Origin of the sequence: Kitasatospora sp. CM 4170 (assembly GCF_032110285.1) — a bacterium.
Lineage (GTDB): Bacteria > Actinomycetota > Actinomycetes > Streptomycetales > Streptomycetaceae > Kitasatospora > Kitasatospora aburaviensis.
The window spans coordinates 6,385,086-6,410,934 of the sequence record NZ_CP134877.1 but is presented as its reverse complement, the minus strand read 5'-3'; the positions used below and the strand labels follow the sequence as shown (position 1 = coordinate 6,410,934).

29 protein-coding genes and 1 pseudogene are annotated in these 25,849 nt (G+C 70.6%); 13 read left to right on the top strand and 17 right to left on the bottom strand.

Translation table 11 applies throughout. The features are described from left to right. The first annotated feature begins 54 nt into the window (after window positions 1-54). Entirely contained in the window at window positions 55-1,386 is a 1,332-nt protein-coding gene (locus RMN57_RS27340) for an MFS transporter (RefSeq protein WP_313765946.1), read from the top strand. Window positions 1,387-1,455: 69 nt separating this feature from the next. Here RMN57_RS27340 and RMN57_RS27335 read toward each other — a convergent pair whose 3' ends face one another. The 9 genes from RMN57_RS27335 to RMN57_RS27295 all read right to left on the bottom strand — a co-directional run bounded on the left by RMN57_RS27335 (window position 1,456) and on the right by RMN57_RS27295 (window position 9,036). After that, the gene (locus tag RMN57_RS27335; protein WP_313765945.1) at window positions 1,456-2,115 is read right to left on the bottom strand and encodes a Uma2 family endonuclease; all 660 of its coding nucleotides are present in this window, start codon (window positions 2,113-2,115) and stop codon (window positions 1,456-1,458) included. Window positions 2,116-2,240: 125 nt separating this feature from the next. After that, entirely contained in the window at window positions 2,241-2,621 is a 381-nt protein-coding gene (locus tag RMN57_RS27330) for a metal-sulfur cluster assembly factor (RefSeq protein ID WP_255752591.1), read from the bottom strand. 21 nt (window positions 2,622-2,642) lie between these two features. Next, the gene (gene sufU / locus RMN57_RS27325; RefSeq protein ID WP_313765944.1) at window positions 2,643-3,095 is read right to left on the bottom strand and encodes a Fe-S cluster assembly sulfur transfer protein SufU; all 453 of its coding nucleotides are present in this window, start codon (window positions 3,093-3,095) and stop codon (window positions 2,643-2,645) included. Window positions 3,096-3,114: 19 nt separating this feature from the next. Beyond that, complete coding sequence (locus RMN57_RS27320; RefSeq protein ID WP_380234799.1) at window positions 3,115-4,362, bottom strand: cysteine desulfurase; 1,248 nt, start codon at window positions 4,360-4,362, stop codon at window positions 3,115-3,117. A gap of 23 nt (window positions 4,363-4,385) precedes the next feature. Continuing rightward, window positions 4,386-5,150, bottom strand: a complete 765-nt coding sequence (gene sufC, locus RMN57_RS27315) for a Fe-S cluster assembly ATPase SufC (protein ID WP_313765942.1) — start codon at window positions 5,148-5,150, stop codon at window positions 4,386-4,388. 6 nt (window positions 5,151-5,156) lie between these two features. Next, window positions 5,157-5,474: a bifunctional 3-phenylpropionate/cinnamic acid dioxygenase ferredoxin subunit gene (locus RMN57_RS27310; protein ID WP_313765941.1), complete on the bottom strand. Its 318-nt coding sequence runs from the start codon at window positions 5,472-5,474 to the stop codon at window positions 5,157-5,159. Window positions 5,475-5,479: 5 nt separating this feature from the next. Then, on the bottom strand, window positions 5,480-6,712 hold the full coding sequence (gene sufD, locus RMN57_RS27305; RefSeq protein WP_313765940.1) for a Fe-S cluster assembly protein SufD: 1,233 nt from the start codon (window positions 6,710-6,712) through the stop codon (window positions 5,480-5,482). A 59-nt stretch (window positions 6,713-6,771) separates the two neighbouring features. After that, window positions 6,772-8,187 carry a Fe-S cluster assembly protein SufB gene (gene sufB / locus RMN57_RS27300; protein ID WP_313765939.1) on the bottom strand — a complete coding sequence of 472 codons (1,416 nt, stop codon included), beginning with the start codon at window positions 8,185-8,187 and terminating at the stop codon, window positions 6,772-6,774. Between the two features lie 9 nt (window positions 8,188-8,196). Further along, window positions 8,197-9,036, bottom strand: a complete 840-nt coding sequence (locus RMN57_RS27295; protein WP_313765938.1) for a MarR family transcriptional regulator — start codon at window positions 9,034-9,036, stop codon at window positions 8,197-8,199. A gap of 289 nt (window positions 9,037-9,325) precedes the next feature. Between RMN57_RS27295 and RMN57_RS27290 the strand changes: the two genes are divergently transcribed. Then, window positions 9,326-10,252 carry an ABC transporter ATP-binding protein gene (locus RMN57_RS27290; protein ID WP_313765937.1) on the top strand — a complete coding sequence of 309 codons (927 nt, stop codon included), beginning with the start codon at window positions 9,326-9,328 and terminating at the stop codon, window positions 10,250-10,252. A gap of 47 nt (window positions 10,253-10,299) precedes the next feature. Further along, window positions 10,300-11,019 (top strand): ABC transporter permease, encoded by a 720-nt coding sequence (locus RMN57_RS27285; RefSeq protein ID WP_380234801.1) that lies wholly within the window; start codon window positions 10,300-10,302, stop codon window positions 11,017-11,019. A gap of 62 nt (window positions 11,020-11,081) precedes the next feature. Here RMN57_RS27285 and RMN57_RS27280 read toward each other — a convergent pair whose 3' ends face one another. Further along, the gene (locus RMN57_RS27280) at window positions 11,082-11,336 is read right to left on the bottom strand and encodes a hypothetical protein (RefSeq protein WP_313765935.1); all 255 of its coding nucleotides are present in this window, start codon (window positions 11,334-11,336) and stop codon (window positions 11,082-11,084) included. After that, window positions 11,333-11,707, bottom strand: coding sequence for an ATP-binding protein (locus tag RMN57_RS27275; protein WP_313765934.1), 375 nt, complete (start codon window positions 11,705-11,707; stop codon window positions 11,333-11,335). The genes RMN57_RS27280 and RMN57_RS27275 overlap by 4 nt, the downstream gene beginning before the upstream one ends. A gap of 312 nt (window positions 11,708-12,019) precedes the next feature. Between RMN57_RS27275 and RMN57_RS27270 the strand changes: the two genes are divergently transcribed. The 5 genes and pseudogenes from RMN57_RS27270 to RMN57_RS27250 all read left to right on the top strand — a co-directional run. After that, window positions 12,020-12,883, top strand: coding sequence for a helix-turn-helix transcriptional regulator (locus RMN57_RS27270; protein ID WP_313765933.1), 864 nt, complete (start codon window positions 12,020-12,022; stop codon window positions 12,881-12,883). Then, on the top strand, window positions 12,876-13,079 hold the full coding sequence (locus RMN57_RS27265) for a DUF397 domain-containing protein (protein ID WP_313765932.1): 204 nt from the start codon (window positions 12,876-12,878) through the stop codon (window positions 13,077-13,079). Before RMN57_RS27270 ends, RMN57_RS27265 begins: the two co-directional genes overlap by 8 nt. Window positions 13,080-13,120: 41 nt before the next feature. Beyond that, window positions 13,121-13,339 carry a DUF397 domain-containing protein gene (locus RMN57_RS27260; RefSeq protein ID WP_313765931.1) on the top strand — a complete coding sequence of 73 codons (219 nt, stop codon included), beginning with the start codon at window positions 13,121-13,123 and terminating at the stop codon, window positions 13,337-13,339. A gap of 56 nt (window positions 13,340-13,395) precedes the next feature. Further along, window positions 13,396-13,590, top strand: a complete 195-nt coding sequence (locus RMN57_RS27255) for a DUF397 domain-containing protein (RefSeq protein ID WP_313767983.1) — start codon at window positions 13,396-13,398, stop codon at window positions 13,588-13,590. 32 nt (window positions 13,591-13,622) lie between these two features. Further along, window positions 13,623-13,907: pseudogene (locus RMN57_RS27250) on the top strand (transposase); the annotation flags it as partial. A 7-nt stretch (window positions 13,908-13,914) separates the two neighbouring features. Here RMN57_RS27250 and RMN57_RS27245 read toward each other — a convergent pair. After that, complete coding sequence (locus RMN57_RS27245; RefSeq protein WP_313765930.1) at window positions 13,915-14,679, bottom strand: maleylpyruvate isomerase family mycothiol-dependent enzyme; 765 nt, start codon at window positions 14,677-14,679, stop codon at window positions 13,915-13,917. Between the two features lie 224 nt (window positions 14,680-14,903). On the opposite strand from RMN57_RS27245, the gene RMN57_RS27240 reads away from it, so the two are divergent. Then, complete coding sequence (locus tag RMN57_RS27240) at window positions 14,904-15,407, top strand: N-acetyltransferase (RefSeq protein WP_313765929.1); 504 nt, start codon at window positions 14,904-14,906, stop codon at window positions 15,405-15,407. 373 nt (window positions 15,408-15,780) lie between these two features. Here RMN57_RS27240 and RMN57_RS27235 read toward each other — a convergent pair whose 3' ends face one another. The 3 genes from RMN57_RS27235 to RMN57_RS27225 form a co-directional block, all read right to left on the bottom strand. Beyond that, the gene (locus tag RMN57_RS27235) at window positions 15,781-16,932 is read right to left on the bottom strand and encodes a damage-control phosphatase ARMT1 family protein (RefSeq protein WP_313765928.1); all 1,152 of its coding nucleotides are present in this window, start codon (window positions 16,930-16,932) and stop codon (window positions 15,781-15,783) included. Window positions 16,933-17,456: 524 nt separating this feature from the next. Beyond that, window positions 17,457-18,350 carry a DUF2268 domain-containing putative Zn-dependent protease gene (locus tag RMN57_RS27230; RefSeq protein ID WP_313765927.1) on the bottom strand — a complete coding sequence of 298 codons (894 nt, stop codon included), beginning with the start codon at window positions 18,348-18,350 and terminating at the stop codon, window positions 17,457-17,459. 309 nt (window positions 18,351-18,659) lie between these two features. Then, window positions 18,660-19,367 carry an LAETG motif-containing sortase-dependent surface protein gene (locus tag RMN57_RS27225; RefSeq protein WP_313765926.1) on the bottom strand — a complete coding sequence of 236 codons (708 nt, stop codon included), beginning with the start codon at window positions 19,365-19,367 and terminating at the stop codon, window positions 18,660-18,662. A gap of 417 nt (window positions 19,368-19,784) precedes the next feature. Between RMN57_RS27225 and RMN57_RS27220 the strand changes: the two genes are divergently transcribed. Next, window positions 19,785-19,985 (top strand): hypothetical protein, encoded by a 201-nt coding sequence (locus RMN57_RS27220; RefSeq protein ID WP_313765925.1) that lies wholly within the window; start codon window positions 19,785-19,787, stop codon window positions 19,983-19,985. Next, entirely contained in the window at window positions 19,981-20,988 is a 1,008-nt protein-coding gene (locus RMN57_RS27215; protein WP_380234803.1) for a heme A synthase, read from the top strand. Before RMN57_RS27220 ends, RMN57_RS27215 begins: the two co-directional genes overlap by 5 nt. A gap of 140 nt (window positions 20,989-21,128) precedes the next feature. Here RMN57_RS27215 and RMN57_RS27210 read toward each other — a convergent pair whose 3' ends face one another. Then, window positions 21,129-21,467, bottom strand: coding sequence for a hypothetical protein (locus RMN57_RS27210; protein WP_313765924.1), 339 nt, complete (start codon window positions 21,465-21,467; stop codon window positions 21,129-21,131). Window positions 21,468-21,539: 72 nt separating this feature from the next. Here RMN57_RS27210 and RMN57_RS27205 point away from each other — a divergent pair, with 72 nt between their 5' ends. Continuing rightward, the gene (locus RMN57_RS27205; RefSeq protein WP_313765923.1) at window positions 21,540-22,181 is read left to right on the top strand and encodes a DUF2461 domain-containing protein; all 642 of its coding nucleotides are present in this window, start codon (window positions 21,540-21,542) and stop codon (window positions 22,179-22,181) included. A gap of 99 nt (window positions 22,182-22,280) precedes the next feature. Here RMN57_RS27205 and RMN57_RS27200 read toward each other — a convergent pair whose 3' ends face one another. Continuing rightward, complete coding sequence (locus RMN57_RS27200; RefSeq protein ID WP_313765922.1) at window positions 22,281-23,222, bottom strand: heme o synthase; 942 nt, start codon at window positions 23,220-23,222, stop codon at window positions 22,281-22,283. A gap of 455 nt (window positions 23,223-23,677) precedes the next feature. Here RMN57_RS27200 and tkt point away from each other — a divergent pair, with 455 nt between their 5' ends. Further along, entirely contained in the window at window positions 23,678-25,777 is a 2,100-nt protein-coding gene (tkt, locus tag RMN57_RS27195) for a transketolase (RefSeq protein ID WP_313765921.1), read from the top strand. Window positions 25,778-25,849: the final 72 nt, after the last annotated feature.

Sequence of the window (25,849 nt, the reverse complement as noted above, 5' to 3'; positions counted from 1 at the left end):
TGCGCCGGCACACCCCGCCGACCCGGTGGTGCCCTGCCTCAGGAGATCCCTTACATGGCGGACCTCTCCCCCGCCGGCCCCGGCCTGCGCGCCGCGCAGCTCGACGGACGCCGACTGTCGGAGGCCCTGCTTCCCCTGGAGCTCGCGCCGCGCGCCCAGCTCCAGCTCGCCGCGATCAGCCGCTGGAACGCGCTGCGCGGTGTCCGCGTCGGCCTGGTGTCGACCGCGCTGCTGCTGATGCTGATCGGTGCCAATCTGGCGACGCCGATCTACCCGCTCCTCCAGCAGCGGCTCTCGCTGACCCCGCTCGACACCACGATCCTCTTCACGGTCTACGTGTTCGCACTGGTCCCCGTCCTGGCCGTGGTCGGCCACTGGTCCGACCACCTCGGCCGGCGCGCCCTGATCCTGCCCGCCGTGGCGCTGGCCGCCGCCGGCGACGTGGTGTTCGCCACCTCCGGCGGGTTCTGGCAGCTCGCCGCCGGCCGCGCCGTCCAGGGCATCGCGGTGGGCCTCTCCACCGGCGCCGCCGGCGCCGCCCTCGGGGACCTGCTGCCGGACCACCCCACCCTGGCCGCCAAGCTCACGCTGGCCTGTTCCGCGGGCGGTGTCGCGATCGGCCCGATCGTCGGTGCGCTGCTGTCCGGCGGGTCCGACCCGCTGCTGACGCCGTTCCTGCTGCACGCCGTCGGCCTGCTGGCGCTCTGCGTGCCGCTCGCCCTGGTGCACCCGCGGATGCCCGGACGCAACCGCCCACCAGCCTCCCCGCCGCGCATCACCACCCCGGCCCACCTGCGCCCGCAGCGTCTCGCCCTGCCGATCACCGGCCGCCGCGAGTTCCTGCTCGCCGCGGGCGCCGGGTTCATCTCCTACGGCGTCTTCGGCGTCTACCTGGCCCTCGCCCCGGCCTTCTCCGCCAAGCTGCTGCACACCTCCTCGCACCTGACCGGCGCGATCGTGGCCGCGCTGCTGCTCGGCTCCTCCGCGATCGCCCAGCTGCTCGTCCCGCCGACCGCGGACCGCCTGGTCATCGCCCTCGGCATGACCGGCCTGGCGACCGGCCTCGGCCTGGTCGTCACCGCCCAGTACACCGGCACCCCGGCGCTGCTCTTCATCGGCAGCGTCCTCGGCGGCATCTGCCAGGGCGTCGCCTTCCGCTCGCTCTTCACCAGCGCCGTCGCCGCGATGAACCCGGAGCGCCGGGGCTCGGAGCTGAGCTCCCTGTGGATCATCGTCTACCTCGGCAGCTCCGCCCCCATCATCGCCGTCGGCGCCCTCACCCAGCGCTACGGCCTCCTCCCCGCCGTCAGCGGCTTCGCCACCCTCGCCGCCCTCGCCTGCGCGGGCCTGGCCCTCGCCGTCGCCAGGCGCCCGAAGCACGCCTGACCTCCCCCCGCACGAACGCCGCCGCCCGGGACGGATCTCCGTCCCGGGCGGCGGCGTTGTGTGAGGGCCCTACGCGGTCCAGGGCTTCCAGGCATCCGTCCCGACCTCGACACCGAAGGGCTCGGGCAACCGGACGGACTCGCCGAACTTCCACTCGCCCAGGACCTCGTACGTCCCCTCAGCCTGGTCCGGCTCGCCGAACAGGGTGATCCCCGGCTGCCGCGGATCGCGATCGATCAGCAGGTAGTGCGGAACCGCTGTCCGCGCGTATCCGCTCCACTTGGTGGGCTTGATCTGTCGGCCGAACATGGGCCGCCGGTCGTGGCGCGCATTGGACGACGAGGTGACCTCGACCACCAGCTCAAGGTCGTGCGGGTAGAGATGGAGTGGATCCTCCGCCCGCTTGTCGGCATCGACGTCCCTGTGCACGACCACCATGTCGGGGATGTAGCCGTCACCGATCTCGACCAGATCCAGGTTGATGGTCTGCACAGCCCGCCACGGGAAGGCGGCATCGAGAAACCAAGCCCGCTCAAAGCCTCGCTGAACGTCCGAGAGGATCCCTCCATGGGCATAAACCGGCGCTGGTGACACGACGATCTCCCCTCCGATCACCTCAACCCGCGTGCCGTCGTCCGGGAGCCGGAGGTACTCGTCGAGTTCACCCCGGATCCACATGGCATACGGCGAGTCAGGCAGAAGCAACTGCGCGAACGCAACTACCGACATGACATCGCTCCCTCCGAGGTCGCGGCACCAGCCTGGCCGCCTGGTCGCAGATATACCACTGCCGCACAAACCGTTCCCTCGAAAGGGAGGTTTGCGCGGCAGTGGGTTGACGGAAAGCCCGACCGTCAGACGTTGAAGCCGAGGGCGCGGAGCTGCTCGCGGCCGTCGTCGGTGATCTTGTCCGGACCCCACGGCGGCATCCAGACCCAGTTGATGCGCAGGTCCTGGACGAGCCCGTCGGTGGCGGTCTTGGCCTGGTCCTCGATGACGTCGGTCAGCGGGCAGGCCGCCGAGGTGAGCGTCATGTCGATGGTGGCCACGTCCGACTCGTCGATGTGGATGCCGTAGATCAGGCCCAGGTTGACGACGTCGATCCCCAGCTCGGGGTCGACGACGTCCATCAGGGCCTCGGTCAGGTCCTCGACGGAGACGGTGCCGGCGGTGGTGCCGACGATGCCCAGCGGCGCCTCTTCGGCGGAAGGGGCGGGCGTCTCGGTGTCACTCATGGTCTGTCCTCCTCTTCTGCTTCAGTCGTTGACGGCGGGCCGTGCGGCCAGCGCCTGGGCGGTGGCGTCCTTCCAGGCCATCCAGCTCAGCAGGGCGCACTTGACCCGGGCCGGGTACTTGGAGACGCCGGCGAACGCGATCGCGTCCTCCAGCACCTCCTCGTCGCCCTCGCCCTGGCCCTTGCTCTGCATCAGCTCCAGGAAGGCCTCCTGGACGGTCTGCGCCTCGCCCACGGTCTTGCCGACCACCAGGTCGTTCAGCACCGAGGCGCTGGCCTGGCTGATGGAACAGCCCTGCGACTCGTACGAGACGTCCGCGACCTTGGCACCGTCGAGCTTCACCCGCAGGGTGATCTCGTCGCCGCAGGTCGGGTTGACGTGGTGCACCTCGGCGTCACCGTCCCGCAGCCCCTTGCCGTGGGGGTTGCGGTAGTGGTCCAGGATGATGTCCTGGTACATCGAGTCGAGCTTCATGATCGCGTGCCCCGTCCCGTCAGCCGAAGAAGTTCCGGACGTGGTGCAGGCCGGCGATCAGGGCGTCGACCTCGCCCGGCGTCGAGTACAGATAGAACGACGCCCGCGTGGTCGCCGGAATTCCGTACCGCAGGCAGACCGGCCGCGCGCAGTGGTGGCCGACGCGCACGGCGATGCCCTGCTCGTCCAGCACCTGGCCCACGTCGTGCGGGTGGATGTCGCCCAGCGTGAACGAGATCGCGGCACCGCGGTCCACGGCCGTGCGCGGGCCGATGATCCGCAGGTCCGGGACCTCCAGCAGGCGCTCGACCGCGTACTCGGTGATCGCGTGCTCGTGGGCGGCGATCTTCTCCATGCCGATGGCGGACAGGTAGTCGACGGCCGCGCCCAGACCGACCGCCTGGGCGATCGGCGGGGTGCCGGCCTCGAACTTGTGCGGCGCCGGGGCGTAGGTGGACGAGCCCATGGTGACGGTCTCGATCATCTCGCCGCCGCCGAGGAACGGCGGGAGGTCCTCCAGCAGCTCCTGGCGGCCCCAGAGCACGCCGATGCCGGTCGGGGCCAGCATCTTGTGGCCGGTGAAGGCGACGAAGTCGGCCTCCAGCGCCTGCACGTCCAGCACCATGTGCGGCGCGGCCTGCGAGGCGTCGATCACGACCAGCGCGCCGACCGACTGGGCCTTGCGCACGATCGTCTCGACCGGGTTGACGGTGCCGAGCAGGTTGGAGACCAGGGTGAAGGAGACCACCTTGGTCTTCTCGGTGATCAGCTCGTCGATGTTGGAGAGGTCGAGCCGGCCCTCGTCGGTCAGCCCGAACCACTTCAGCTTCGCGCCGGTGCGCTGCGAGAGCAGCTGCCACGGCACGATGTTGGAGTGGTGCTCCATCTCCGTGATGACGATCTCGGAGTCCTGGTCCACCCGGTAGGGCTCGTCGGCCCAGCCGAGCATGTTGGCGACCAGGTTGAGCGACTCCGAGGCGTTCTTGGTGAAGATCACCTCGTTGCGGCTCGGCGCGTTGATGAACGCCGCGATCTTGTCGCGGGCGCCCTCGTACAGCGCCGTGGCCTCCTCGGCCAGCACGTGCACGCCGCGGTGGACGTTGGCGTTGTGCCGCTCGTAGTAGGCGTTCAGCGCGTCCAGCACCTGGCGCGGCTTCTGCGAGGTGGCCGCGTTGTCCAGGTAGACGAGCGGCTTCTCCTCGTGCAGCACGCGCTGCAGGACGGGGAAGTCCTTGCGGATGGCGTCGGTGTCGAGCAGGCCCTGCAGGGCCGCCGACTCGTGAGCACGGGTCACTCGGAAGCGCCCCCCTTCACGTAGGCCTCGTAGCCCTCCTCCTCCAGCTTGTCGGCCAGCTCGGCACCGCCGGACTCGACGATGCGGCCGCCCGCGAAGACGTGGACGTGGTCGGGCTTGATGTAGCGCAGGATGCGGGTGTAGTGCGTGACCAGCAGGGTGCCGACCTCGCCGGTCTCGCGGACCCGGTTGATGCCCTCGGAGACGATGCGCAGCGCGTCGACGTCCAGGCCGGAGTCGGTCTCGTCGAGGATCGCGATCCTCGGCTTGAGCAGCTCCAGCTGGAGGATCTCGTGGCGCTTCTTCTCACCGCCGGAGAAGCCCTCGTTGACGTTGCGCTCGGCGAAGGCCGGGTCCATCTGGAGGGCGGCCATCGCCTCCTTGACCTCCTTCACCCAGGTGCGCAGCTTGGGGGCCTCGCCGCGGACCGCGGTGGCGGCGGTGCGCAGGAAGTTGGAGACCGAGACGCCGGGGACCTCGACCGGGTACTGCATCGCCAGGAAGACGCCGGCGCGGGCGCGCTCGTCGACCGACATCTCCAGCACGTCCTCGCCGTCCAGCAGCACCGAGCCGCCGGTGACGGTGTACTTGGGGTGGCCGGCGAGCGAGTAGGCCAGGGTGGACTTGCCGGAGCCGTTCGGACCCATGATGGCGTGGGTCTCGCCCTGCTTCACGGTCAGGTCGACGCCCTTCAGGATCTCCCGGGGGCCGTTCTCCGCCTCGACGGAGACGTGCAGGTCACGGATTTCAAGGGTTGCCATGTGTACTCAGGACTCCTGGTTGACGGAGACGAGCACATCGTCCCCTTCGATCTTTACGGGGTAGACGGCGACCGGCTTGGTGGCCGGCAGGCCGGAGGGCTTGCCGGTCCGCAGGTCGAAGCTGGAGCCGTGCAGCCAGCACTCGATCATGCAGTCCTCGACCTCGCCCTCGGAGAGCGAGACGTTCGCGTGCGAGCAGATGTCGTTGATCGCGAACACCCCCTCGTCGGTGCGGACGACGGACACCGGCACGCCGTTGAGGTCGACCCGCTTGGGCACGTCCTCGGCCAGCTCACTGAGCGCGCAGGCACGGAGAAAACTCATCGGGTTCAGACCGCCGCTTCCAGCTCGGCCTCGATCTTCTCCATCAGGTGGTCCTGGATCTCGGCGACACCGATCTGCTGGACCAGCTCGGCGAAGAAGCCGCGCACCACCAGGCGGCGGGCCTCGTCGGCCGGGATGCCGCGGGCCTGCAGGTAGAACAGCTGCTCGTCGTCGAAGCGGCCGGTGGCGGAGGCGTGTCCGGCGCCGACGATCTCGCCGGTCTCGATCTCCAGGTTGGGGATCGAGTCGACCCGGGCGCCGTCGGTGAGCACCAGGTTGCGGTTGTGCTCGTAGGTGTCGGTGCCCTCGGCGGCCGCGCGGATCAGCACGTCGCCGACCCAGACCGCGTGCGCGTCCTGGCCCTGCAGCGCGCCCTTGTAGACGACGTTGGAGCGGCAGTGCGGGGTGTCGTGGTCGATGACCAGACGGTGCTCCAGGTGCTGGCCGGCGTCGGCGAAGTAGAGGCCGAACAGCTCGGCCTCGCCGCCGGGCGCCGCGTAGCCGACCCGCGGGTGGATGCGGACCAGGTCGCCGCCGAAGGTGACGACCACGGACTTCAGCGAGGCGTCCCGGCCGACCAGGGCGGTCTGCTGGGCGGCGTGCACCGCGTCCCGGTCCCAGTCCTGGACCGAGACGAAGGTGAGCTTGGCGCCGTCGCCGAGCAGCAGCTCGACGTTGGCGGCGCGGGTGCCGGTGCCGGTGTGGTTCAGCACCACGACGGCCTCGGCGAACGGCTTGACGTCGATGACCACGTGGGCGAAGCGGGTGCCGCCCTCGCCGTGCACGTCGATCTTGACCGGCTCGGTGAGCACCGTCTCCTTGGGGACGGTGACGACCAGCGCCTGCTCGAAGGCGCTGAACGCCTGCGCGGCGACCCGGTCGACCGGCTTGCCGGCCTTGCCCAGGCGGGCGTCGTCGCGGCCGACGGTCTCGGCGGTGACGCCGTCCGGCAGGCTCAGCTCGACCTTGTCCTCGCCCTTCTCCGCATCGACGGCGCTGCCGTCGTGCAGACCGCCGAGGCGGTGCAGCGGGGTGAACCGCCAGTCCTCCTCGCGGCCGGTCGGCACCGGGAAGTCGCCGACCTCGTAGGAGGGCTCGACCGCGACGCGGGCGTCGATCGGCTGCTGGACGGTGGCGCGGCCGGTGCCGGGGCCGGCGAGCTGCGCGCCCGCGCCGGCGGTACCGACCTCGATCGACCCGGCGGTGGTGGAGCCGGTGGGGGTGTTGACGTCAGCCATGGCTGTCGTAGTGCTCTCTTCCATAAAGAATGCGGACAAGGACTGCGTACGGCTTCCCGTCAGCCGACGGAGCCCTCCATCTGCAGCTCGATCAGCCGGTTCAGCTCCAGCGCGTACTCCATCGGCAGCTCACGCGCGATCGGCTCGACGAAGCCGCGGACGATCATCGCCATCGCCTCGAACTCGGTCATGCCGCGGCTCATCAGGTAGAAGAGCTGGTCCTCGCTGACCTTGGAGACCGTCGCCTCGTGGCCCATGGAGACGTCGTCCTCGCGGACGTCCACGTACGGGTAGGTGTCCGAGCGGGAGATGGTGTCGACCAGCAGGGCGTCGCAGAGCACGTTGGACTTGGCGCCCTTGGAGCCCTCGCCGATCTCGATCAGACCGCGGTAGGAGGTCCGGCCGCCGCCCCGCGCCACCGACTTGGAGACGATGTTGGAGGAGGTGTTCGGCGCCATGTGGACCATCTTGGCGCCGGCGTCCTGGTGCTGGCCCTCGCCCGCGAAGGCGATCGACAGGGTCTCGCCCTTGGCGTGCTCGCCCATCAGGTACACGGCCGGGTACTTCATGGTGACCTTGGAACCGATGTTGCCGTCGATCCACTCCATGGTCGCGCCCTCGTACGCCACGGCGCGCTTGGTGACCAGGTTGTAGACGTTGTTCGACCAGTTCTGGATCGTCGTGTAGCGGCAGCGGCCGCCCTTCTTGACGATGATCTCGACGACCGCGGAGTGCAGCGAGTCGGAGGAGTAGATCGGCGCGGTGCAGCCCTCGACGTAGTGGACGTAGGCGTCCTCGTCGACGATGATCAGCGTCCGCTCGAACTGGCCCATGTTCTCGGTGTTGATCCGGAAGTAGGCCTGCAGCGGGATGTCGACGTGGACACCCTTCGGCACGTAGATGAAGGAGCCGCCGGACCACACCGCGGTGTTCAGCGCGGCGAACTTGTTGTCGCCGGCCGGGATGACGGTGCCGAAGTACTCCTTGAAGATCTCCGGGTGCTCGCGCAGCGCGGTGTCGGTGTCCAGGAAGATGACGCCCTGCTCCTCCAGGTCCTCGCGGATCTGGTGGTAGACGACCTCGGACTCGTACTGCGCGGCGACACCGGCGACCAGGCGCTGCTTCTCCGCCTCCGGGATGCCCAGCTTGTCGTACGTCGCCTTGATGTCCGCGGGCAGGTCCTCCCAGGACTCGGCCTGCTTCTCGGTCGAGCGGACGAAGTACTTGATGTTGTCGAAGTCGATGCCGGAGAGGTCGGAGCCCCAGGTCGGCATGGGCTTCTTGCCGAACAGCTTGAGGCCCTTGAGCCGCAGGTTCAGCATCCACTCGGACTCGTTCTTCTTCGCGGAGATGTCGCGGACGACGTCCTCGCTGAGACCGCGCTTGGCAGCGGCACCCGCGGTGTCCGGGTCGGCCCAGCCGTACTCGTAGGTGCCCAGGCCTTCGAGCTCCGGGTGCGAAACGGTGTCAGTCATGCGAGCTTCCTAACGCGCGGACGCTGAGTCTTCGGTGGACGTACCGGCAGTCGGCACTGCATCGGAACCGCCCGCGGAACGCAGGGTGGGCGACGATGCGGCACCGGGTGCCGGCACATAGGTGGTGCAGACCCCGTCGCCGTGGGCGATGGTGGCCAGCCGTTGCACATGGGTGCCCAGCAGCTGGGAGAAGACCTCGGTCTCCGCCTCGCACAGCTGCGGGAACTGCTCGGCGATGTGCGCGACCGGGCAGTGGTGCTGGCAGAGCTGGGCGCCCGCCGGGGCTTTCGCCGCGGCCGACGGGACCCGCCGCACCGTGGCAGCGTACCCGTCGGCGCTCAGGGCCTGGGCGAGCGCCTCGGTGCGCTCCCCCGCCTCGGCCTGACGCACGGCGTCGAGGTAGCGCTCGCCCTGCCGCTCGAACCGGGCCCGGGCGAAGGCGGCGACCGCCTCCTCACCGGCCTTGCCGCCGCCCACGGCGTCCGAGATCCAGCGCAGCGCGTCGGCGGCGAGCTGGTCGTACGCCTGGTAGAAGGCGTCCCGGCCGCCGTCGGTGAGGGCGAAGACCTTGGCCGGGCGGCCCCGGCCGCGACTGCCGTACACCCGCTGCTCGCGGGCGTCGACCAGGCCGGCGGCGGTCAGTCCGTCCAGGTGACGGCGGACGGCGGCGGCCGTGAGGCCGAGCCGGCTCGCCAGGTCGGCGGCGGAGGACGGGCCGTGGTCGAGGATCGACCGGGCGACCCGGTCCCGGGTGGCGCGGTGGCCCTCCAGCAGCACCTCGGCCGCCGTCGCGGGCACGGCACAGCCGGGGGCCGACTCGGCCTCCTGCTGCGGGGTGTGCTCGCGCATGTTTTTCACAACACGATTGTTGCGTAATTACTTCCGGCGAGACAAGCCGTGATGCAGGCCTCACTCGTGTCATCTGTCACGCAGGTAAGCCTTACCTGACCTGCGAGAACGATCACGGCGGGCGTCGTCGCACCCGGTTGCGCCGGGGTCGTCCGTGGCTGCGGCGGGCTGACCTGCGGAACTCCGGAGTGGGGCGGGGTGGGGCCGCTGTGCGCCTGCCGTGCGCCCGCCGCGCGTCGGCGCCGCCTCGGCGCGGGGCGCCGTGTTCACCCCTCTTAGACTCGCGGGTATGCATTCCGAACCCGCGGTCCAGATCACCGGGCTGGTCAAGCGCTACGGCGAGAAGACCGCGGTGGACGGTCTCGACCTCACCATCGCCCGCGGCGCCGTCACCGCCGTGCTCGGCCCCAACGGCGCCGGCAAGACGACCACCATCGAGACCTGCGAGGGCTACCGCCGCCCCGACGCCGGCACCGTCCGGGTGCTCGGCCTCGACCCGGTCGCGCAGAGCGCCGCGCTGCGTCCCCGGATCGGCGTGATGCTGCAGTCCGGCGGCGTCTACGCGGGCGCCCGCGCCGTCGAGATGCTCCGGCACACCGCGAAGCTGCACGCCGACCCGCTGGACGTGGACGCGCTGGTGGAGCGGCTCGGCCTCGGCTCCTGCGGCCGCACCACCTACCGCCGGCTCTCCGGCGGCCAGCAGCAGCGGCTCGCCCTGGCGATGGCCGTGGTCGGCCGCCCCGAGCTGGTCTTCCTGGACGAACCCACCGCGGGCCTCGACCCGCAGGCCCGCCGCGCCACCTGGGACCTCGTCCGCGACCTGCGCCGGGACGGCGTCACCGTGGTCGTCACCACCCACCACATGGACGAGGCCGAGCAGCTGGCCGACCGGGTCGCGATCGTCGACCGCGGCCGCGTGATCGCCGAGGGGACGACGGAGGAGCTCTGCCGCAGCGGCGCCGAGTCCTCGCTGCGCTTCGACGGCCCGCCCGGCCTGGACCTCGGCCCGCTGCTCAAGGAGCTGCCCGAGGGCGCCACCGCCATCGAGCCGACCCCGGGCAGCTACCGCATCGAGGCACCCGTCGACCCGCAGCTGCTGGCCACCGTCACCGGCTGGTGCGCGGCCTCCGGCATCCTGCCCGAGCGGCTCGCCGTGCAGCGGCGCAGCCTCGAAGACGTCTTCCTCGACCTGACCGGACGGGACCTGCGCTCGTGACCTCCGTGGACTACTCCCCCAAGCCGGGCGCCGCGCCCGTCGGCCGGATGCTGCTCGCCCAGACGGCGTTCGAGACGAAGATGCTGCTGCGCAACGGTGAGCAGCTGCTGCTGACCGTGGTCATCCCGACCGTGCTGCTGGTGCTCTTCTCGGCCGTGGACATCGTCGCGGTGGACGGCCCCGGCAAGCGGGTCGACTTCCTGGCGCCGGGGCTGCTGGCGCTGGCCGTGATGTCGACCGCCTTCACCGGGCAGGCCATCGCCACCGGCTTCGAGCGGCGGTACGGGGTGCTGAAGCGGCTGGGCGCCAGCCCGCTGCCGCGCTGGGCGCTGCTCACGGCGAAGACGGGGTGCGTGCTGGTGACGGAGGCGCTGCAGGTGGCGCTGCTGTCGGTGATCGCGCTGGCGCTGGGCTGGTCCCCGCAGGGCGATGTCCTGTCCGTGCTGGCCCTTCTCGTCCTCGGCACCGCGGCCTTCTCGGGGCTCGGCCTGCTGATGGCCGGCACGCTGAAGGCCGAGGCCACGCTGGCCGCGGCGAACCTGGTCTTCATCCTGCTGCTGCTGGCGGGCGGGGTGATCGTCCCGCTGAGCAAGTTCCCCTCGGCCGTCCAGTCCGTCCTGGAGCTGCTGCCCATCGCCGCCCTCTCCGACGGCCTGCGCTCGGTGCTCCAGACCGGCGCCGGGGTGCCGTGGGCCGACCTCGGCATCCTGGGCGCCTGGGCCGTGCTCGGACTCGCGGCCGCGGCCCGCTTCTTCCGCTGGGAGTAGCACCGCGTGAGCCTGCCGCGAGGCCCTCGCCCCTGGTGGGCGAGGGCCTTCGCGTTGGCGGCTCAGGTCGGTATGCGGTGGCGCCCGGTTGCGGTGGGCGGCTTGGGGATCTCGGGACCGAAGCGACCGGCCTGCCGGGCGATCCAGGCGTACTCGTGGGTGCCGTCGGGAAGCGGGCGCAGCTCCCACCGGCCGTGGGGGGTGATCGGCTTCGGGGTGTCGCCGTTCACCCTGACGGCAGTGACGACGCCGAGGGCGACGGTGACGAAGGCGAGCGCGAGCAGGGTGAGGAGCGCCGCGCCGACCAGGACGTTCACGCGGCGCAGTCCAGCTCGAACCAGACGCACTTGCCCTTGCCACGCTTGCGCGGGGCGGCGCCGAAACGGTGGGTGAGCGAGCGGACGAGGTGCAGGCCCCGCCCGGAGAGCTCGTAGGGGTCGGCGGAGGTGCGGGGCTCCGGGAGCACCGGGCTGTCGTCCGCGACGGAGACACGCACGGTGCGGTCGGAGGAGAGGACGAGGACGACCGTCGGCGCCGGGCTGCCACCGTGACGCCAGGCGTTGACGTACAGCTCGTGCAGGGCGAGCTCGGCGTCGTGGATGAGGTCGTCGGGCCAGCCGGCGGCGGTGAGCGTGTCACGCAGCTCGTCCCGGGCGGCGGACCAGTCGGGCGGGTTGAGGGCACACATGGGAAACCTCCGAGAGAGGTGGGGTGCGAGGTGATCCGGCGGAGACATCGCCGTGAGCCAAGCCGGGGCGGGACCGGAACGGACACGCCTGGCTGCTCTGCGGCGCACCGGGCAGCAGGCGCCTACTGCCAAGGGAACAGGCATTACTGACGATCCGTCGGATCGCTGTGATGTAGACCATAGCGCACAGGGCTTAAAGCTTTAGGTGGATGCCGAAAAATTCACCCTCGGGTGACAGGCGTACCCCATCCTCGGATGGACCATGTGCGGCCGGCGCGGCAGACTGACCCCACTGCCCGCCGAGAGGACACCATGGCTGTTCGCACCAACCCGACCCTTCATCAACGTCGGCTCGGCGCCGAACTGCGCAGGATGCGAGAGCAGGCCGGCCTTGGTGGCGGTCAGCTCGCCAAGATGCTCGGCATCAGTCCTGGTCAGATGACTCAGATGGAGACGGCGAAGATCGGCGTCAGCCCCGAGCGCCTTCGCACGGTGGCCGCGGCGTGCAACTGCGCCAACCGACCACTCATCGACGCCCTCGCCGAGATGGCCTCGGATCGGCGAAAGGGCTGGTGGGATGAGTATCGCGAGGCCCTGACAACGGACTTCCTCGAAGTCGCGGAACTCGAAGGCCGAGCCGCACGGTTGAATGTCTGCACCACCACCTACATGCCCGGCCTGCTCCAAACCGGCGCCTACGCATCCGCAGTGTTCGCTCGGGTTGTTCCGCCTCTGCCGCCGCAAGACCTTGAGCTCAGGACGACCTTTCGACTCAAGCGGCAACAACTCATCCGCTCTGGCAGGACTCCCCTACAGGCCTTCATCCACGAGGCCGCGCTACGAATGCGGTTCGGCGGCCCACAGGTCCTCGCCGAACAGCTTGACGCCCTAATCGAAGACTCCGAGCGGCCCGGCATCTCGGTCCGCGTCGTGCCGTTCGCCCTCGACACCTTCCCGGGCTCGGGCGAGAACCTCACGTACGCCGAAGGCCCTGTCTCCGAGCTCGACACTATTCAGATGGACGTCTCCCAGGGCGCACTCTTCTTCGACTCGCCAGCCGACCTGGCCAAGCATCGAGCCATCTTCTCGCGACTGGACTCCACGGCGCTCTCCGAACAGGGGTCACGCGACTTCATCCGGTCCATCATGAAGGAGGCGAGGGCCGCGAATGCCTGACTCGAAGTGGCAGAAGTCCAGTTACAGCGCCTCGAACAACGAGTGCGTTGAGGTGCGCACCGTTGACGGCCTGATCGAGATCCGCGAGTCCGACGACGCCGACACCATCCTCCGCACCACCCCCGCCAACTTCGCCAAGCTCCTCCAAGCAATCAAAGCCGGCGAGTACGACCACCACGCTGGCCCCACCCCCTGACTCCTCCGGCCCTCGCTCAACCGAGCGAGGGACGGTCGCCCTTGGAAGGTGAAAACGTGGATGGCCCCGCGTGGCAGAAATCCAGCTACAGCGGCGCATCCAACGAGTGCGTCGAAGTCCGCGCCACCAACGGCCTGATCGAGCTCCGCGAATGCGACGACCCCACCACCGTCCTCCGCACCACCCCCACCAACTTCGCCAAGCTCCTCCAAGCAATCAAAGCCGGCGAGCTCGACCACCACGCTGGCCCCACCCCCTGACTCCTCCGGCCCTCGCTCAACCGAGCGAGGGACGGTCGCCCTTGGAAGGTGAAAACGTGGATGGCCCCGCGTGGCAGAAGTCCAGCTACTCCAGTGCCAATAACGCTTGCGTCGAGGTGCGCACCGCTGACGGCCTGATCGAACTCCGCGAGTCCGACGACGCCGACACCATCCTCCGCACCACCCCCGCCAACTTCGCCAAGCTCGTCCAAGCAATCAAAGCCGGCGAGCTCGACCACCACGCCAACTGATTGCCCCCAACAGCCCGTCCCGGCGTAGGAAGTTGGACCGGCCGACTTCCTACGCCGGCCTCCGGCCCACCTCACAGCATTCGCCCCGCCGAGCTGACGCTCGGCGGGGCGAATGCTCAGGAATCCTTAGAGGACATCCAGCCCGCACCGCCCGCCGCGGGAGCGAGACCTCCAACCGCCTCGGCCGGCACCGCTGGGTGATCGAGCGCACCAACGCCCGGCTCGGCGGCTTCCGCCGGCTCCACCGCCGCTACGAACGCAAGGCCGACCACTTCGCCGCCTTCGCCGGCATCGCGGCAGCCATCATCTGCACCCGCTCAGCCCTTAGCCCCAGTTCTGCAGCCGCTGGAGCAGGTCGGCATCGCCCTCCATCCGCAGCGAGCCGGCCGAGATGCGCATGTACATGAGCAGGGCCATCTCACTCGCCGTGCCGTAGATGGCGGCGGTGGGCTTGCTCTCGGCGGCCTCCGCCGCGGTGAGGCGGGTGAAGCGGGAACCGGCGGCGTCCACCGTCTGGCGCCAGGAGCCGGCCTCGGCTGCGTGGTAGTCCATGGTGGCGGGCTCGCCCGGCCACGGGACCGTGACGGTGCAGACGGTGGCGAGGAACTCCTCGATGGCGTCGACCGCCTCGGTCGTCGGCAGCTCCTGCGGGGTACCGGAGGCCAGCTGAGCGTCGTAGGTGTGGATCAGCGACTCCGGGACGCGGCGGCGGGCCGCGGCGGCCACCGTGTGCGGCGAGGCCAGCGGCTCCCACCAGGCCCAGCAGCCCCGGTCCGGGCCGGCCTCGCGCAGAGCAGCGAGCAGCTGCTCCGTCGAGTCGGCCAGCCAGGTTATGAGGGCCTCGCGCTCCCGGGGCGCCGCCAGCCCGTCCTTGCTCGGCCGCTCGTCGCCCGGCGCGGTGTTCTGCACGATGTAGGCCCAGAAGCGGTCCCCCTCACTGAGGTGGTTCGCCAGGTCGTACAGCGTCCAGCCCGGGCAGGACGGGACGTCGGCGTCGAGGCTGGGGGCCGCGGCGACGGCGGCGCGGAACGCGGCGGAACGCTCGTCAATCATCCGCAGCAGAGCGGGGAAGTGGAGATGCTCAGTCACGCAGACCTTGTATCACCCGGACCGGAACTCTCGCACCCGCTTTTAAGCCCCCAAAATCAGATGTCCTCTCAAGCAGCCGTTGCCATACCGATATTGGAGTCTGTCGATCGAACGGGAGTCTCGATCGGGTGATCGCGGGCCCTGCCCGGCATGAGAGCAGGGCCTGCCGGTACAGGGGGAGGTCCAGGGGAGCGGACGGCCGCGCGCTGCTACGGTCGGGTGCCATGAGCTGGCTTCCCGATGACTTCGTCCACCCCGTCCTGGTACCGCTGCCGGGCGGTGGCCATCACCTGCGGCCGATCCGGGAGACGGACACCCCGCTCGACTATCCGGCTGTGATGGGTTCGCGCGAGCGGCTGTGGACCATGTTCGGCCCGGCCTGGGGCTGGCCCGCGGCCACCATGACCTACGAGGCCGACCAGGCCGACCTGTTGCGGCACGAGAAGGAGATCGCCGCACACCAGTCCTTCAACTACGCGCTGTTCGACGCGGCGGAGACGGCTCTGCTCGGCTGTGTCTACATCGACCCGCCGGAGAGGGCCGGCGCGGACGGCGAGATCTCCTGGTGGGTGGTGGACGAGCTGGTGGGCAGCAAGATCGAGCAGGCCTTCGACGCGCTGGTGCCGCAGTGGATCGCCGCCGACTGGCCGTTCGAGCAGCCGCGCTTCCTCGGCCGCGAGATCTCCTGGTCGGACTGGCTCGCCCTGCCGGAGCACCCCGGCACGTGAGTGGTTGCCGCCCGTACCGACCTCGAAGGCTGTCGATCGAACGGGGGTCTCGATCGGGTGGTCGCGGCGGTTTCCGCGCGTGAAAGCAGGGCCTCCAGGTAGCTCGGGGGCTGCGATCCCATTCCGAGTGGTTCCCGGAGGCCCTGTTGTCCCTGTTGCACGTTCCCGAGCATTTCCGATGACTTCTCAGATCCAGGTCTGAGCTGCTGCGAGGAGAAGTCTGCGGGCGTCCGTGTCATACAGAGCGCTCGACGCGAGCAGATCGAACACCCTTCGGTACTGCGCGACTTCCGCTGGACGGCTGAGCCGCAACTCCGCGCTGACGACCTCCGCGATCACCTGCTGGTCGTCGAAGCCTCTGCGCGCGTTCCGGCTACCGGTGGAGGGCGACCTGGACGACGGCGTGGCGGCCGCTGGTCCGCCATGGCGTCCCGGTGCTGTCGAGGTGGGTCACGGTGTCGGGGGCAACGCCGACGACCACGTCCGACTTCAGCGTTCGCAGGGCCGCGACGGGCGTGGGGAAGTGGCCGGCCGTCTCGGTGAAGGAGGTGGTCGGCGGCCAGAGCTGATCGCCGACCAGGCGGCGGTAGTTGAGGTCGCCCTTGAGGATCGCCATCGCCGCACCGGTGAACTCGGCCCGGAGGTCGGCGGGCATGTCGTGGTACGGCAGCGGTGCACAGAAGAACGGATGCGTACGGACCACGAGAGCGCCGCTGTTCATCGCGTGCCACAGCCGCCTTCCGACCGCCGCAGCGGCCTCCGAGGGCGCGGTGCGCAGCCGTTCGACCGAGGCGAGGACGTCGGTCATCGTCGCGTCCGACACGAAGTACGGCTGGGGCTTTACGTACAGGACAATTCGTCCTGCCAGGCCGCCGCTCAGGAGGTGGTCGATCAGCACCAGGTCCGGCAGCAGCTCCCGGCCGGCGTTGTCCGCGACGACGCAGATCCGCCCGCCCCTCGTACGCTCCAGCTCGGACCAGAGAATCGCACGCTCGTCGGCGACCAGATCGGATGCGGTCGGCCCGCCGGCCTCGGCGGTGATCTGGAAGCTGAGATCCGCCCGGTTGCCCCACAGGGCGGACGACAGCAGGGCATCTGCCCTCCGCATGGTCGGCAGACCGTCGAGTTCGCTCAGAGCGGCCAGCTCCTCGTCCACCGCCGCCCCGGCCAGCTCCGCGCTCTTGAACGGCGCGAACGGGTCGACACCCTGCCAGGCACCGGGCCGGAAGTAGCCGATGGCGTCGAGCAGCCGACGGTAGAAGTAGCTCTCGGCCCACAGGAACGGCGCCTCGCTCCAGGGGCGGCCCCACAGGCCCGCGCCCCACTCCAGCCACTGGGCGTGGTCGTGGTCGCTCTCCGCCGGCGGCTCCAGAACGCCGGTGGTGCTGTCCGCGAGAAGCCGCTCCACCGCTGCGCGCTCGGCAGGGCCGTACGGCAGTGCATCGAGAACCTGCTGGACGAGCTTCGGGTGCCGCTCGTGGAACACGCCCCAGGCGAAGGACCCGGGGGCATCGATGCGAATCACGGGTGCGGTCATCACGTGGGTGCTCGTCTCTCTCGCCCTCGGCTGAAGCCGGGGGTGTCCCCGAAGGAGTTCGGATGAACGGACGGTCGAGCAACCGGTGGTCTCGCCGGCCGGGCCGACGGAACCACCGAGCAACAGCACTGTGGCATCGGTGGCTTTGCCGACCAGAGTCCGACCGGCACCCGCGTCGGTCGACGCGCGGATCAAGACCAGTCGCCGACCGCCCCATCGGCTGCCGCCGACACTAGACGATCACCGCCACCGGGAGCGCGACCGTCAGCACCCGACCCGCCGACCGAGAGCGCTTGGAAGAGAGGAACGCCCGTCCCGACAGTTCGTTATCGGACGACCGCGATCGGATCAGGCGCTGGGCGCAGGATGTGCACGCGATGTTCGGGGCCGCCGCACCCGGCGGTGCCATCGCCACCCAGGCCCCGCTCCGGGCCGGGGTCTGCAGTGTCCGGCCCCGCGGCCGAGCGGGGTCGGACACGGGGTCCTTCCGGGCGCGGTTTGCCACGGGACGGTTACGCGCCGGTCGGCACGCCCGCGTTGACGAGGATCTCGCGTGCCGACAGGGCGACGCTCTGGGCAGCGGTCAGACCGGAGGCCGCCAGGTGTGCGTCCACGATCCGCAGTCCAGCCGAGTACCCGGCGAAGTCCGGCAACCCCACGGGCTGGTACCCCATGAGTTGTGCGGTGGCGTCGCCGAAGACGTACGCGGGCAGGTTCTGCATCCCGGCCACGTCGATCCCGGCAGTGACCTTTTCGTAGGTCCTCTCCAGCTCGGCTCCGGTCAGCGCCTTCGTCCACGGGCCCATGGCCTCCTCACCGGCCAGCTCCCGCACGAACGCCTCGGCCAGTCCCTCGGCGACGACCTGCTCGCCAACCGTGACGGTCGCCGGGTTCCAGACCACGTTCGCGTAGCGCACGTTGTGATGGAGCTCGTGTGCGGCGGCGGGGCCGATCTTCTGCAGGCTGGTGTCGGTGGGCCAGATCGTCAGCTGGATCGCGCCCGGGAACCCGCCCGAACCGAAGAAACCGGCACTGCGGACCGTCAGGTGGTGATCGTCGGGGTTGCCGAGCACCACCACGACGTGCACGGTCTCAGCGTGTTTCACGCCGGGCACCGCGCGGCTGATTCGCTCCCACGCGGTGGCGAGGGAGTCCTCGATCCGGGTCCACACCCCGGTGTCCTGCATCCGACGTACGGCCGGCAGATACCGTGGGTCCTCACGGTCGATCCGGAAGCCACTGCCCAGCTGCTGGTGCATCCCCACCAGATCCACATCGCCCATCACCCTGGACATCACGCCCTGGAGCGGGCTGTAGATCTCCCGTAGGGCGTCCGGCCGTTCCTCCACCGGGCGTTGCAGGAGGTCGGTCATGGCGGACGCCGTGTCGTGAACAACGATCTTCATGACTCGGACCGTAGGGTCTTCCGCTACGTGAGGGTCAAGAGTCGGGTTGACCATGCTGGTGATGGTGGAGCATGGCGAGAGCACCGGCCGTTGGCAGATCCCTGCGGCCACCTGAGCCGAGTTCGGTGTCGGCCATCGCCGGTACCCGACTCCGGCCATGCCCACCACGCACCCCACGACGACCAACGCCGGTCTCCTTGAGCAGGTCTCGGAGACCGGCGTCACTCACCGCTGCCGGTCACTCACAGCTCACCAACGGCGCCCTCGATGGTGCGAGCGAGGGGCCGCCAGGAGCGCCTCTTGCGGAGGTCAGCTCTCGCTGCTGCCGCGGCGCTTGCGGGCGACGAGGACGAGGGCGCCGCCGAGGAGGAGGACGCCGCCGCCGACGGCGGCGATCAGCGGGGTGGCGTCGCTGCTACCGGTCGCGGCGAGTGCGGGGACCGGGGCCGGGGTGGTGGTGCTCGGCGCCGGGGTGGGCGTGCGGGTCGGGGTGGGGGTCGCCGTCCGGGTGGCGGTGGGCGAGGCGGTGGGGCTCGGCGTCGCCGTGGGGGTCGGGGTCGGCGTGACGGTCGGCGTCGCCGTGGGAGTGGGCGTGGGCGTCGGCGTCTTGGTGGGAGTCGGGGTCGGCGTCGGGGTCGGGGTGTGGCAGACCTCGATCGTCTTGGTCTCGCTCTTGTTCCAGTCGGCGTTCTTCGGGTCCTCGGTGGTGGTGACCGTGAAGGTCGCGGTGACCGGCTTGTCGTGGTCCTTCACCGGGAAGGTCTCGTGGAACTCCTTGCCGAACACCTTCTGGTCCAGGACCTTCTCGCCGTCGACCGTCAGGCTGACGACGTTCTTCACACCCTCCTTGTCGCTGTAGTTGGTCAGGTCGATGACGATCTTGTCGCAGGTCACCTGCCACTTGGGCGAGTGTGCCGAGGCGTTCCCCGCCAGGGCGAGGGGCAGCAGGACGGCGGCCGCCGCCGCCCCGGCCAGTGCCGCGCCCGTGATCCCCCGCTGCCGCTGCTGTCGCGCCATTTCGTTGTCTCCTCCGAACGGTCTTGTGCAGCAGGCGTGTTGAGCGGTCTGACGGGTGGCCCGCTACGACTTGTCCGGGGGACTCTATCGGCACTCCCGCACCGCCCCACACCCCACCGCACGACCGGATTTCGGCTGTCCGTCCGGCCACGGATGTGCATCGGAAGCCCACCACATCCACGACCTCGGAGAACATCGGATCGACACACTTGATCGGCTTCCGTCATACCGGCCGGAAAACGACGCCCCCGGTAGTCGAACCCGACCATCGGGGGCGTCGTAACGGTCAACCGCGGCCGCTCGGCGGACGGCTCAGGCCCCCCGGCCGAGCGGCGACGGGTCTGCACGACGATGGCGCCGCCCGCGGCGACGACGACCGCGCCGCCGACCGCCAGCGGGAGGACCGGGCCGGAGCCGGTGTGCGCGAGGTTCCCGCCGCCGGAGGTCGCCGTCGCGGTCGGGCTCGCCGGAGCGGTCGGCGCGCCCCCGGGGGCGGAGGCCGAGGGGGAGGCCGACGGGCTGCCCGAGGCGCCCGGGGTCGGCCGCCGGGCGCGCGGCACCGCGCCGCACCGGGCCCGGCCCCGCCCCAAGATCGCCTGTAAGGCCGCCTACGATTGACCCCGTGCGTACCCCCTTTTCCCTGCTCGCCGAGCGCTGGCAGCCGTCCGCCGCCATGGTCAGGCGCGCCGCGTTCGCCGCGCTGGTGATGAGCGTGGTGATCGTGGTCACCGGCGGCGCCGTCCGGCTCACCGCCTCCGGCCTCGGCTGCACCACCTGGCCCCGCTGCACCGGCGAGAGCCTGACGCCCACCCCCGAGATGGGCTTCCACGGCGTCGTCGAGTTCACCAACCGGATGCTCACCTACGTGCTGAGCGCAGCCGTCGGCTGGGCCATCCTCGCCGCCCGCTGCCACCGCCGGCCGTCGGCCGAGGGGTCCGCCACCCCCTGGCGGCGCAGCCTCACCAAGCTCGGCTGGGCCCAGTTCTGGCTGGTGATGAGCAACGCCGTGATCGGCGGCATCACCGTGCTGACCGGCCTCAACCCCTACACGGTGGCCGTCCACCTGATCTCCGCCATGGCCCTCGTCTGGGTCGCCCTGCTGATGTGGGAGCGCGCCAAGGAGGGCGACGGCCCGGCGCAGCCCTCGGTGGCCCGCCCGATCGTCCAGCTCTCGTACGTCCTGGTCACCGTCGTCGGCCTGCTGGTCGCGGCCGGCAGCCTGGTCACCGGCGCAGGCCACCACCCGGGCACCCCGCGGGACAACAAGATCGTCCCGCGCATCCCGATCGACTACGACCGCCTCGCCCAGGCCCACGCCGACCTGGCCTTCGCCTCGGTCGGCCTCGCCGTCGCGGTGATCTTCGTGTTCGCCGCCGTGAAGGCCCCGCCGGGCGCCCGGGCCCGGGCCAAGGAGCTGCTCGCGGTGCTGCTGCTCCAGGGCGTGCTCGGTTTCGTCCAGTACTTCACCGACGTCCCGGAGCTCCTGGTCGGCCTGCACATGCTGGGCGCCGCGCTCACCTGGATCGCCGTGCTGCGCGTCCCGCTGGCGCTGCGGGTCCGCACGGACGGCGCGCCCACGGCGTTCCGCCCCGCGGACGAGCGCCAGCCCGCAGCGGCCTGAGCCTGAGCCCCTCCGCCGCCTGATCCCCGCAGCGGCCTGATCCCCGCCCGGCCCGAGCGAGCCGAGCGCACGAAGCAGGGCCCCCGGTCACCTCGACCGGGGGCCCTGCGGCGTTCGTGCGACCGGTCCCGGTCGGACGGTCAACCGCCGATCTGGATGCCGGCCATGCGCTTCCACTCGTACTGGCCGGTCTTCACCTTGAGGGCCAGCTCGCCCTCGAAGTCGTCGTGCAGGGTGATCCCGGCCAGCTCGGCGGCCCGGCGGCCGACCGCGTAGCTCGGCGCGACCTGGTCGCCCCAGGCGCCGTCCGCGCCGACCACGACGATCCGGGTGGCGACGCCGCCGATGTACTCGACGACGCCGTCGGCGCTGCCGCCGTGCTGCTTGGCGAAGCTGGTGAGGTTCTTGGCGATGCGCTTGGCGCGGCGCTCGGCGCGGGCGTCCGGCGCGGCGGGGGTGGCGGTCTCTGCGCTGCTCATGCCCGCATGCTACCCATCGGTAGCGGCGCTGGCGACGGGAGCGGGCTGTGCACCGGGCCACATACTGGTGGCGTGACCTTCCAAGGCTGGCCCGCCGAGGCCCTCGACTTCTACGAACACCTTGAGGCCGACAACTCCAGGACCTTCTGGCAGTCCCACAAGGAGCAGTACGAACAGGCCGTCCGCGAGCCGATGGAGCGGCTGCTGGCCGAGCTGGAGCCGGAGTTCGGGCCGGGGAAGATCTTCCGCCCCAACCGCGACGTCCGGTTCAGCGCCGACAAGTCCCCGTACAAGACGCACATCGGCGCCCACCTCACGGCCGGCGGCTACGTGCAGCTCTCCGCCGACGGTCTGGCCTGCGGCAACGGGCTCTACCAGCTCGCCCCCGACCAGCTGGACCGCTACCGGGCGGCCGTCGCCGAGGACGTCACCGGCGCCGAGCTGGAGCGGGTGATCGACGCCGTCCGCGCGGCCGGCCCGCAGGTGGTCGGCCGGGACAGCCTGAAGTCCGCCCCGCGCGGCTACCCGAAGGACCACCCCCGGATCGAACTGCTCCGCCACAAGGGGCTGATCGCCTGGCAGGAGTGGCCGCCGGCGAAGTGGCTCGGCACCCGGACGGCCTACCAGCGGATCACCGCCTTCCTGCGCGACTCCCAGCCGCTCAAGGACTGGCTGGACGGCCACGTCGGCCCGTCCGAACTCCCGCCCCGCTGAGGAGCGCCGCGCGCCGGACCCCCGGGCCGCAGAACGCCGAAGGGCCCCGGTCCGCAGACCGGGGCCCTCCTGACGAACGGGACTACTCCACAAACGGGGCTACTTCACGAACGGGTCGATCGCGATCACCACGAAGAGCAGCGTCAGGTAGGTGATCGACCAGTGGAACAGCCGCATCTCCTTCAGCTTGGCGCCGACGATCCCGGCCTTGGCCCGGGCGTACAGCCCGTGCGCCTCCTTCAGCCAGGCCCCGCCCAGCACCACCGCGGAGACCGGGTACAGCCAGCTGGTCTCCGCCAGCGGCCAGAGCGCCAGCGAGACGGCCACCATCACCCACGAGTAGGCGACGATCTGCTTGGCGACCGCCAGGTTGCCCTTGATCACCGGGAGCATCGGGACGCCGGCCCGCTCGTAGTCCTCGCGCACCTTCATCGACAGCGGCCAGTAGTGCGGCGGCGTCCAGAAGAAGATGACGAGGAAGAGCACCAGCGCCGACCAGGACACCGAGTTGGTGACCGCCGCCCAGCCGACGAAGACCGGCATGCAGCCGGCGATGCCGCCCCAGACGATGTTCTGCGCGGTGCGCCGCTTCAGGCCCAGCGTGTAGACGAAGACGTAGAAGAGCAGTGCCGAGAGCGCCAGCAGCGACGACAGCGGGTTGACCAGCGCGGCCAGCCAGAGCGTCGAGCCGACCGCCAGCGTGATGCCGAAGACCAGCGCCTCGCGCGGCGAGACCATGCCGGTGACGAGGGGACGCCGCTCGGTGCGCGACATGACCGCGTCGATGTCCCGGTCGATGTACATGTTGAGGGCGTTGGCGCCGCCCGCCGAGAGGTAGCCGCCGATGACCACCTTCAGCACCAGAAGCGGATCCGGAACACCGCGCTGCGCCAGGAACATCACCGGTACGGTGGTGATCAGCAGCAGCTCGATGATCCGAGGCTTGGTCAGTGCGACGAATGCGCCGACACGGGCCCCGAACGGCCGGTGCGCAGGCGTCGCCCCGGTGACCCCGGCGGGACGGGATTCGACGGCGGTCACTAACACCCCAACTGAAGATGAACCTTCGCAGGCGTCCTCCGGAACGAAGTTCCCGAATCGTCCGCTCTGCGCGTACCACGCCACCTTAGACGCTCCATATCTCCCCACCGGCTCCGGGGTCCCCCGGCGAGGCGTAACGCACACCCCTGGGTGAACAGACGAAGCTGGTTCCGTGCGGCACCGGTCCCCCGTCCCGGTCCTCGGGCAGGCGGAGGCCACGAAAACAGGAGAGCCTGGGACAAACCAGCCCACAGGGCTCTCGTGGGAATCGCCATACCGAAATCACCGTTCTCTCAGCACGGAGGGTGAGCCTCGGCCCGGGCGGTAGGCTCACACCGAGAAGCGGGATCTACCCTCCGTGACCGGCACCACCCAAACGTCAGGCCCCAGCGACGTGGCCGACCCGGTCCCCCTCACGGGGTCACTCTTCAATACGGAAGGAGCCCTGAGACAGGGTGAGCACGACGCCGACGAATGCATTTGAGTGGTCCGAACTGGACGAGCGGACCGTGGACACGGCGCGCGTCCTGGCGATGGACGCGGTCCAGAAGGTCGGCAACGGGCACCCCGGGACGGCCATGTCGCTGGCCCCGGCCGCGTACCTGATCTTCCAGCGCTTCCTGCGCCACGACCCGACCGACCCGTCCTGGGCCGGCCGCGACCGGTTCGTCCTCTCTCCCGGGCACACCAGCCTGACCCTCTACACCCAGCTCTACTTCTCCGGCTACGGCCTGGAGCTGGACGACCTCAAGGCCTTCCGGGTCGCCGGCAGCCGCACCCCCGGCCACCCCGAGCACGGCCACACCGCGGGCGTCGAGACCACCACCGGTCCGCTCGGCCAGGGCATCGCCAACGCCGTGGGCATGGCGATGGCCGCCCGCTACGAGCGCGGCCTCTTCGACCCGGACGCCCCGGCCGGCGAGTCCCCGTTCGACCACACCATCTGGGCCATCGTCTCCGACGGCGACCTGGAGGAGGGCATCTCCGCCGAGGCCTCCTCGCTGGCCGGCCACCAGAAGCTGGGCAACCTGGTCGCCCTGTACGACGACAACCACATCTCGATCGAGGGCGACACCGAGACCGCCTTCTCCGAGGACGTCCTCAAGCGCTACGAGGCCTACGGCTGGCACGTCCAGCGGGTGACGCCGAAGCCCAACGGCGACATCGACGTCGCCGCGCTGGCCGACGCGCTGGCCGCCGCCAAGGCCGAGACCTCCCGCCCGTCGATGATCGCTATGCGCACGATCATCGCCTGGCCGGCCCCGGACGCCCAGAACACCGCCAAGGCCCACGGCTCCGCGCTCGGCGCCGCCGAGATCGCCGCCACCAAGAAGGTCCTGGGCTTCGACCCGGAGAAGACCTTCGAGGTCAGCGACAAGGTGATCGAGCACGCCCGCCAGGTGATCAAGCGCGGCAAGGCCGCCCGCGACGCGTGGCAGCAGACCTTCGAGGCCTGGCGTGCGGCCCACCCGCACCGCGCCTCCGAGTTCGACCGCATCCAGGCGGGCGAGCTGCCCGAGGGATGGAAGAAGACCGTCCCGGTCTTCGAGGCCGGTAAGGAGGTCGCCACCCGCAAGGCGTCCGGCGAGACCCTCAAGGCGATCGGCGCGGTGATCCCGGAGCTGTGGGGCGGCTCGGCCGACCTCGCGGAGTCCAACCTCACCACGATCGACGAGGACAGCTCCTTCCTGCCCGGGGGCAACCCGCTGAAGAGCGCCAGCCCGTACGGCCGGACGATCCACTTCGGCATCCGCGAGCACGCCATGGGCTCGACCATGAACGGCATCGCGCTGCACGGCCGGACCCGCGTGTTCGGCGGCACCTTCCTGGTCTTCGCCGACTACATGCGCCCGGCCGTCCGCCTGGCCGCGCTGATGAAGCTGCCGGTCACCTACGTCTGGACGCACGACTCGATCGGCCTCGGCGAGGACGGCCCGACCCACCAGCCGGTCGAGCACCTGGCCTCGCTGCGCGCCATCCCGGGCCTCGCCATGGTCCGCCCGGCCGACGCCAACGAGACGGCCGTCGCCTGGCGCACGGTCATCGAGCGGCAGACCAGCCACCCCGGCCCGGTCGGCCTGGCGCTCACCCGCCAGAACGTCCCGACCTTCGACCGCGAGGTGTTCGGCTCCGCCGAGGGCACCGCGAAGGGCGGCTACATCCTGGCCGAGGCCTCCAACGGCGACCCGCAGGTGATCCTGATCGGCACCGGCTCCGAGGTCCAGCTGGCCGTCAAGGCCCGCGAGGTGCTGGAGGCCGAGGGCGTGGCGGTCCGCGTGGTCTCGATGCCGTCCTTCGAGTGGTTCCAGGAGCAGGACCAGGCCTACCGCGACAGCGTGCTGCCGCCGTCGGTCAAGGCCCGCGTCTCGGTCGAGGCCGGCATCGCCCAGGGCTGGCGCGAGCTGGTCGGCGACCACGGCCGGATCGTCTCGCTGGAGCACTTCGGTGCCTCCGCCGACTACAAGGTGCTGTTCGAGGAGTTCGGCCTGACCGCCGAGCGCGTCGTCGCCGAGGCCCACAACGCGCTGCGCTCGCTGGAAGCCGTCAACCGCTAGCGGTCGCCCCGGCCCCCGCGGGCCCACGGCCGCGCGCTCGCCCGCACAGCGGGCGCGCGGCCCTCTGATCTA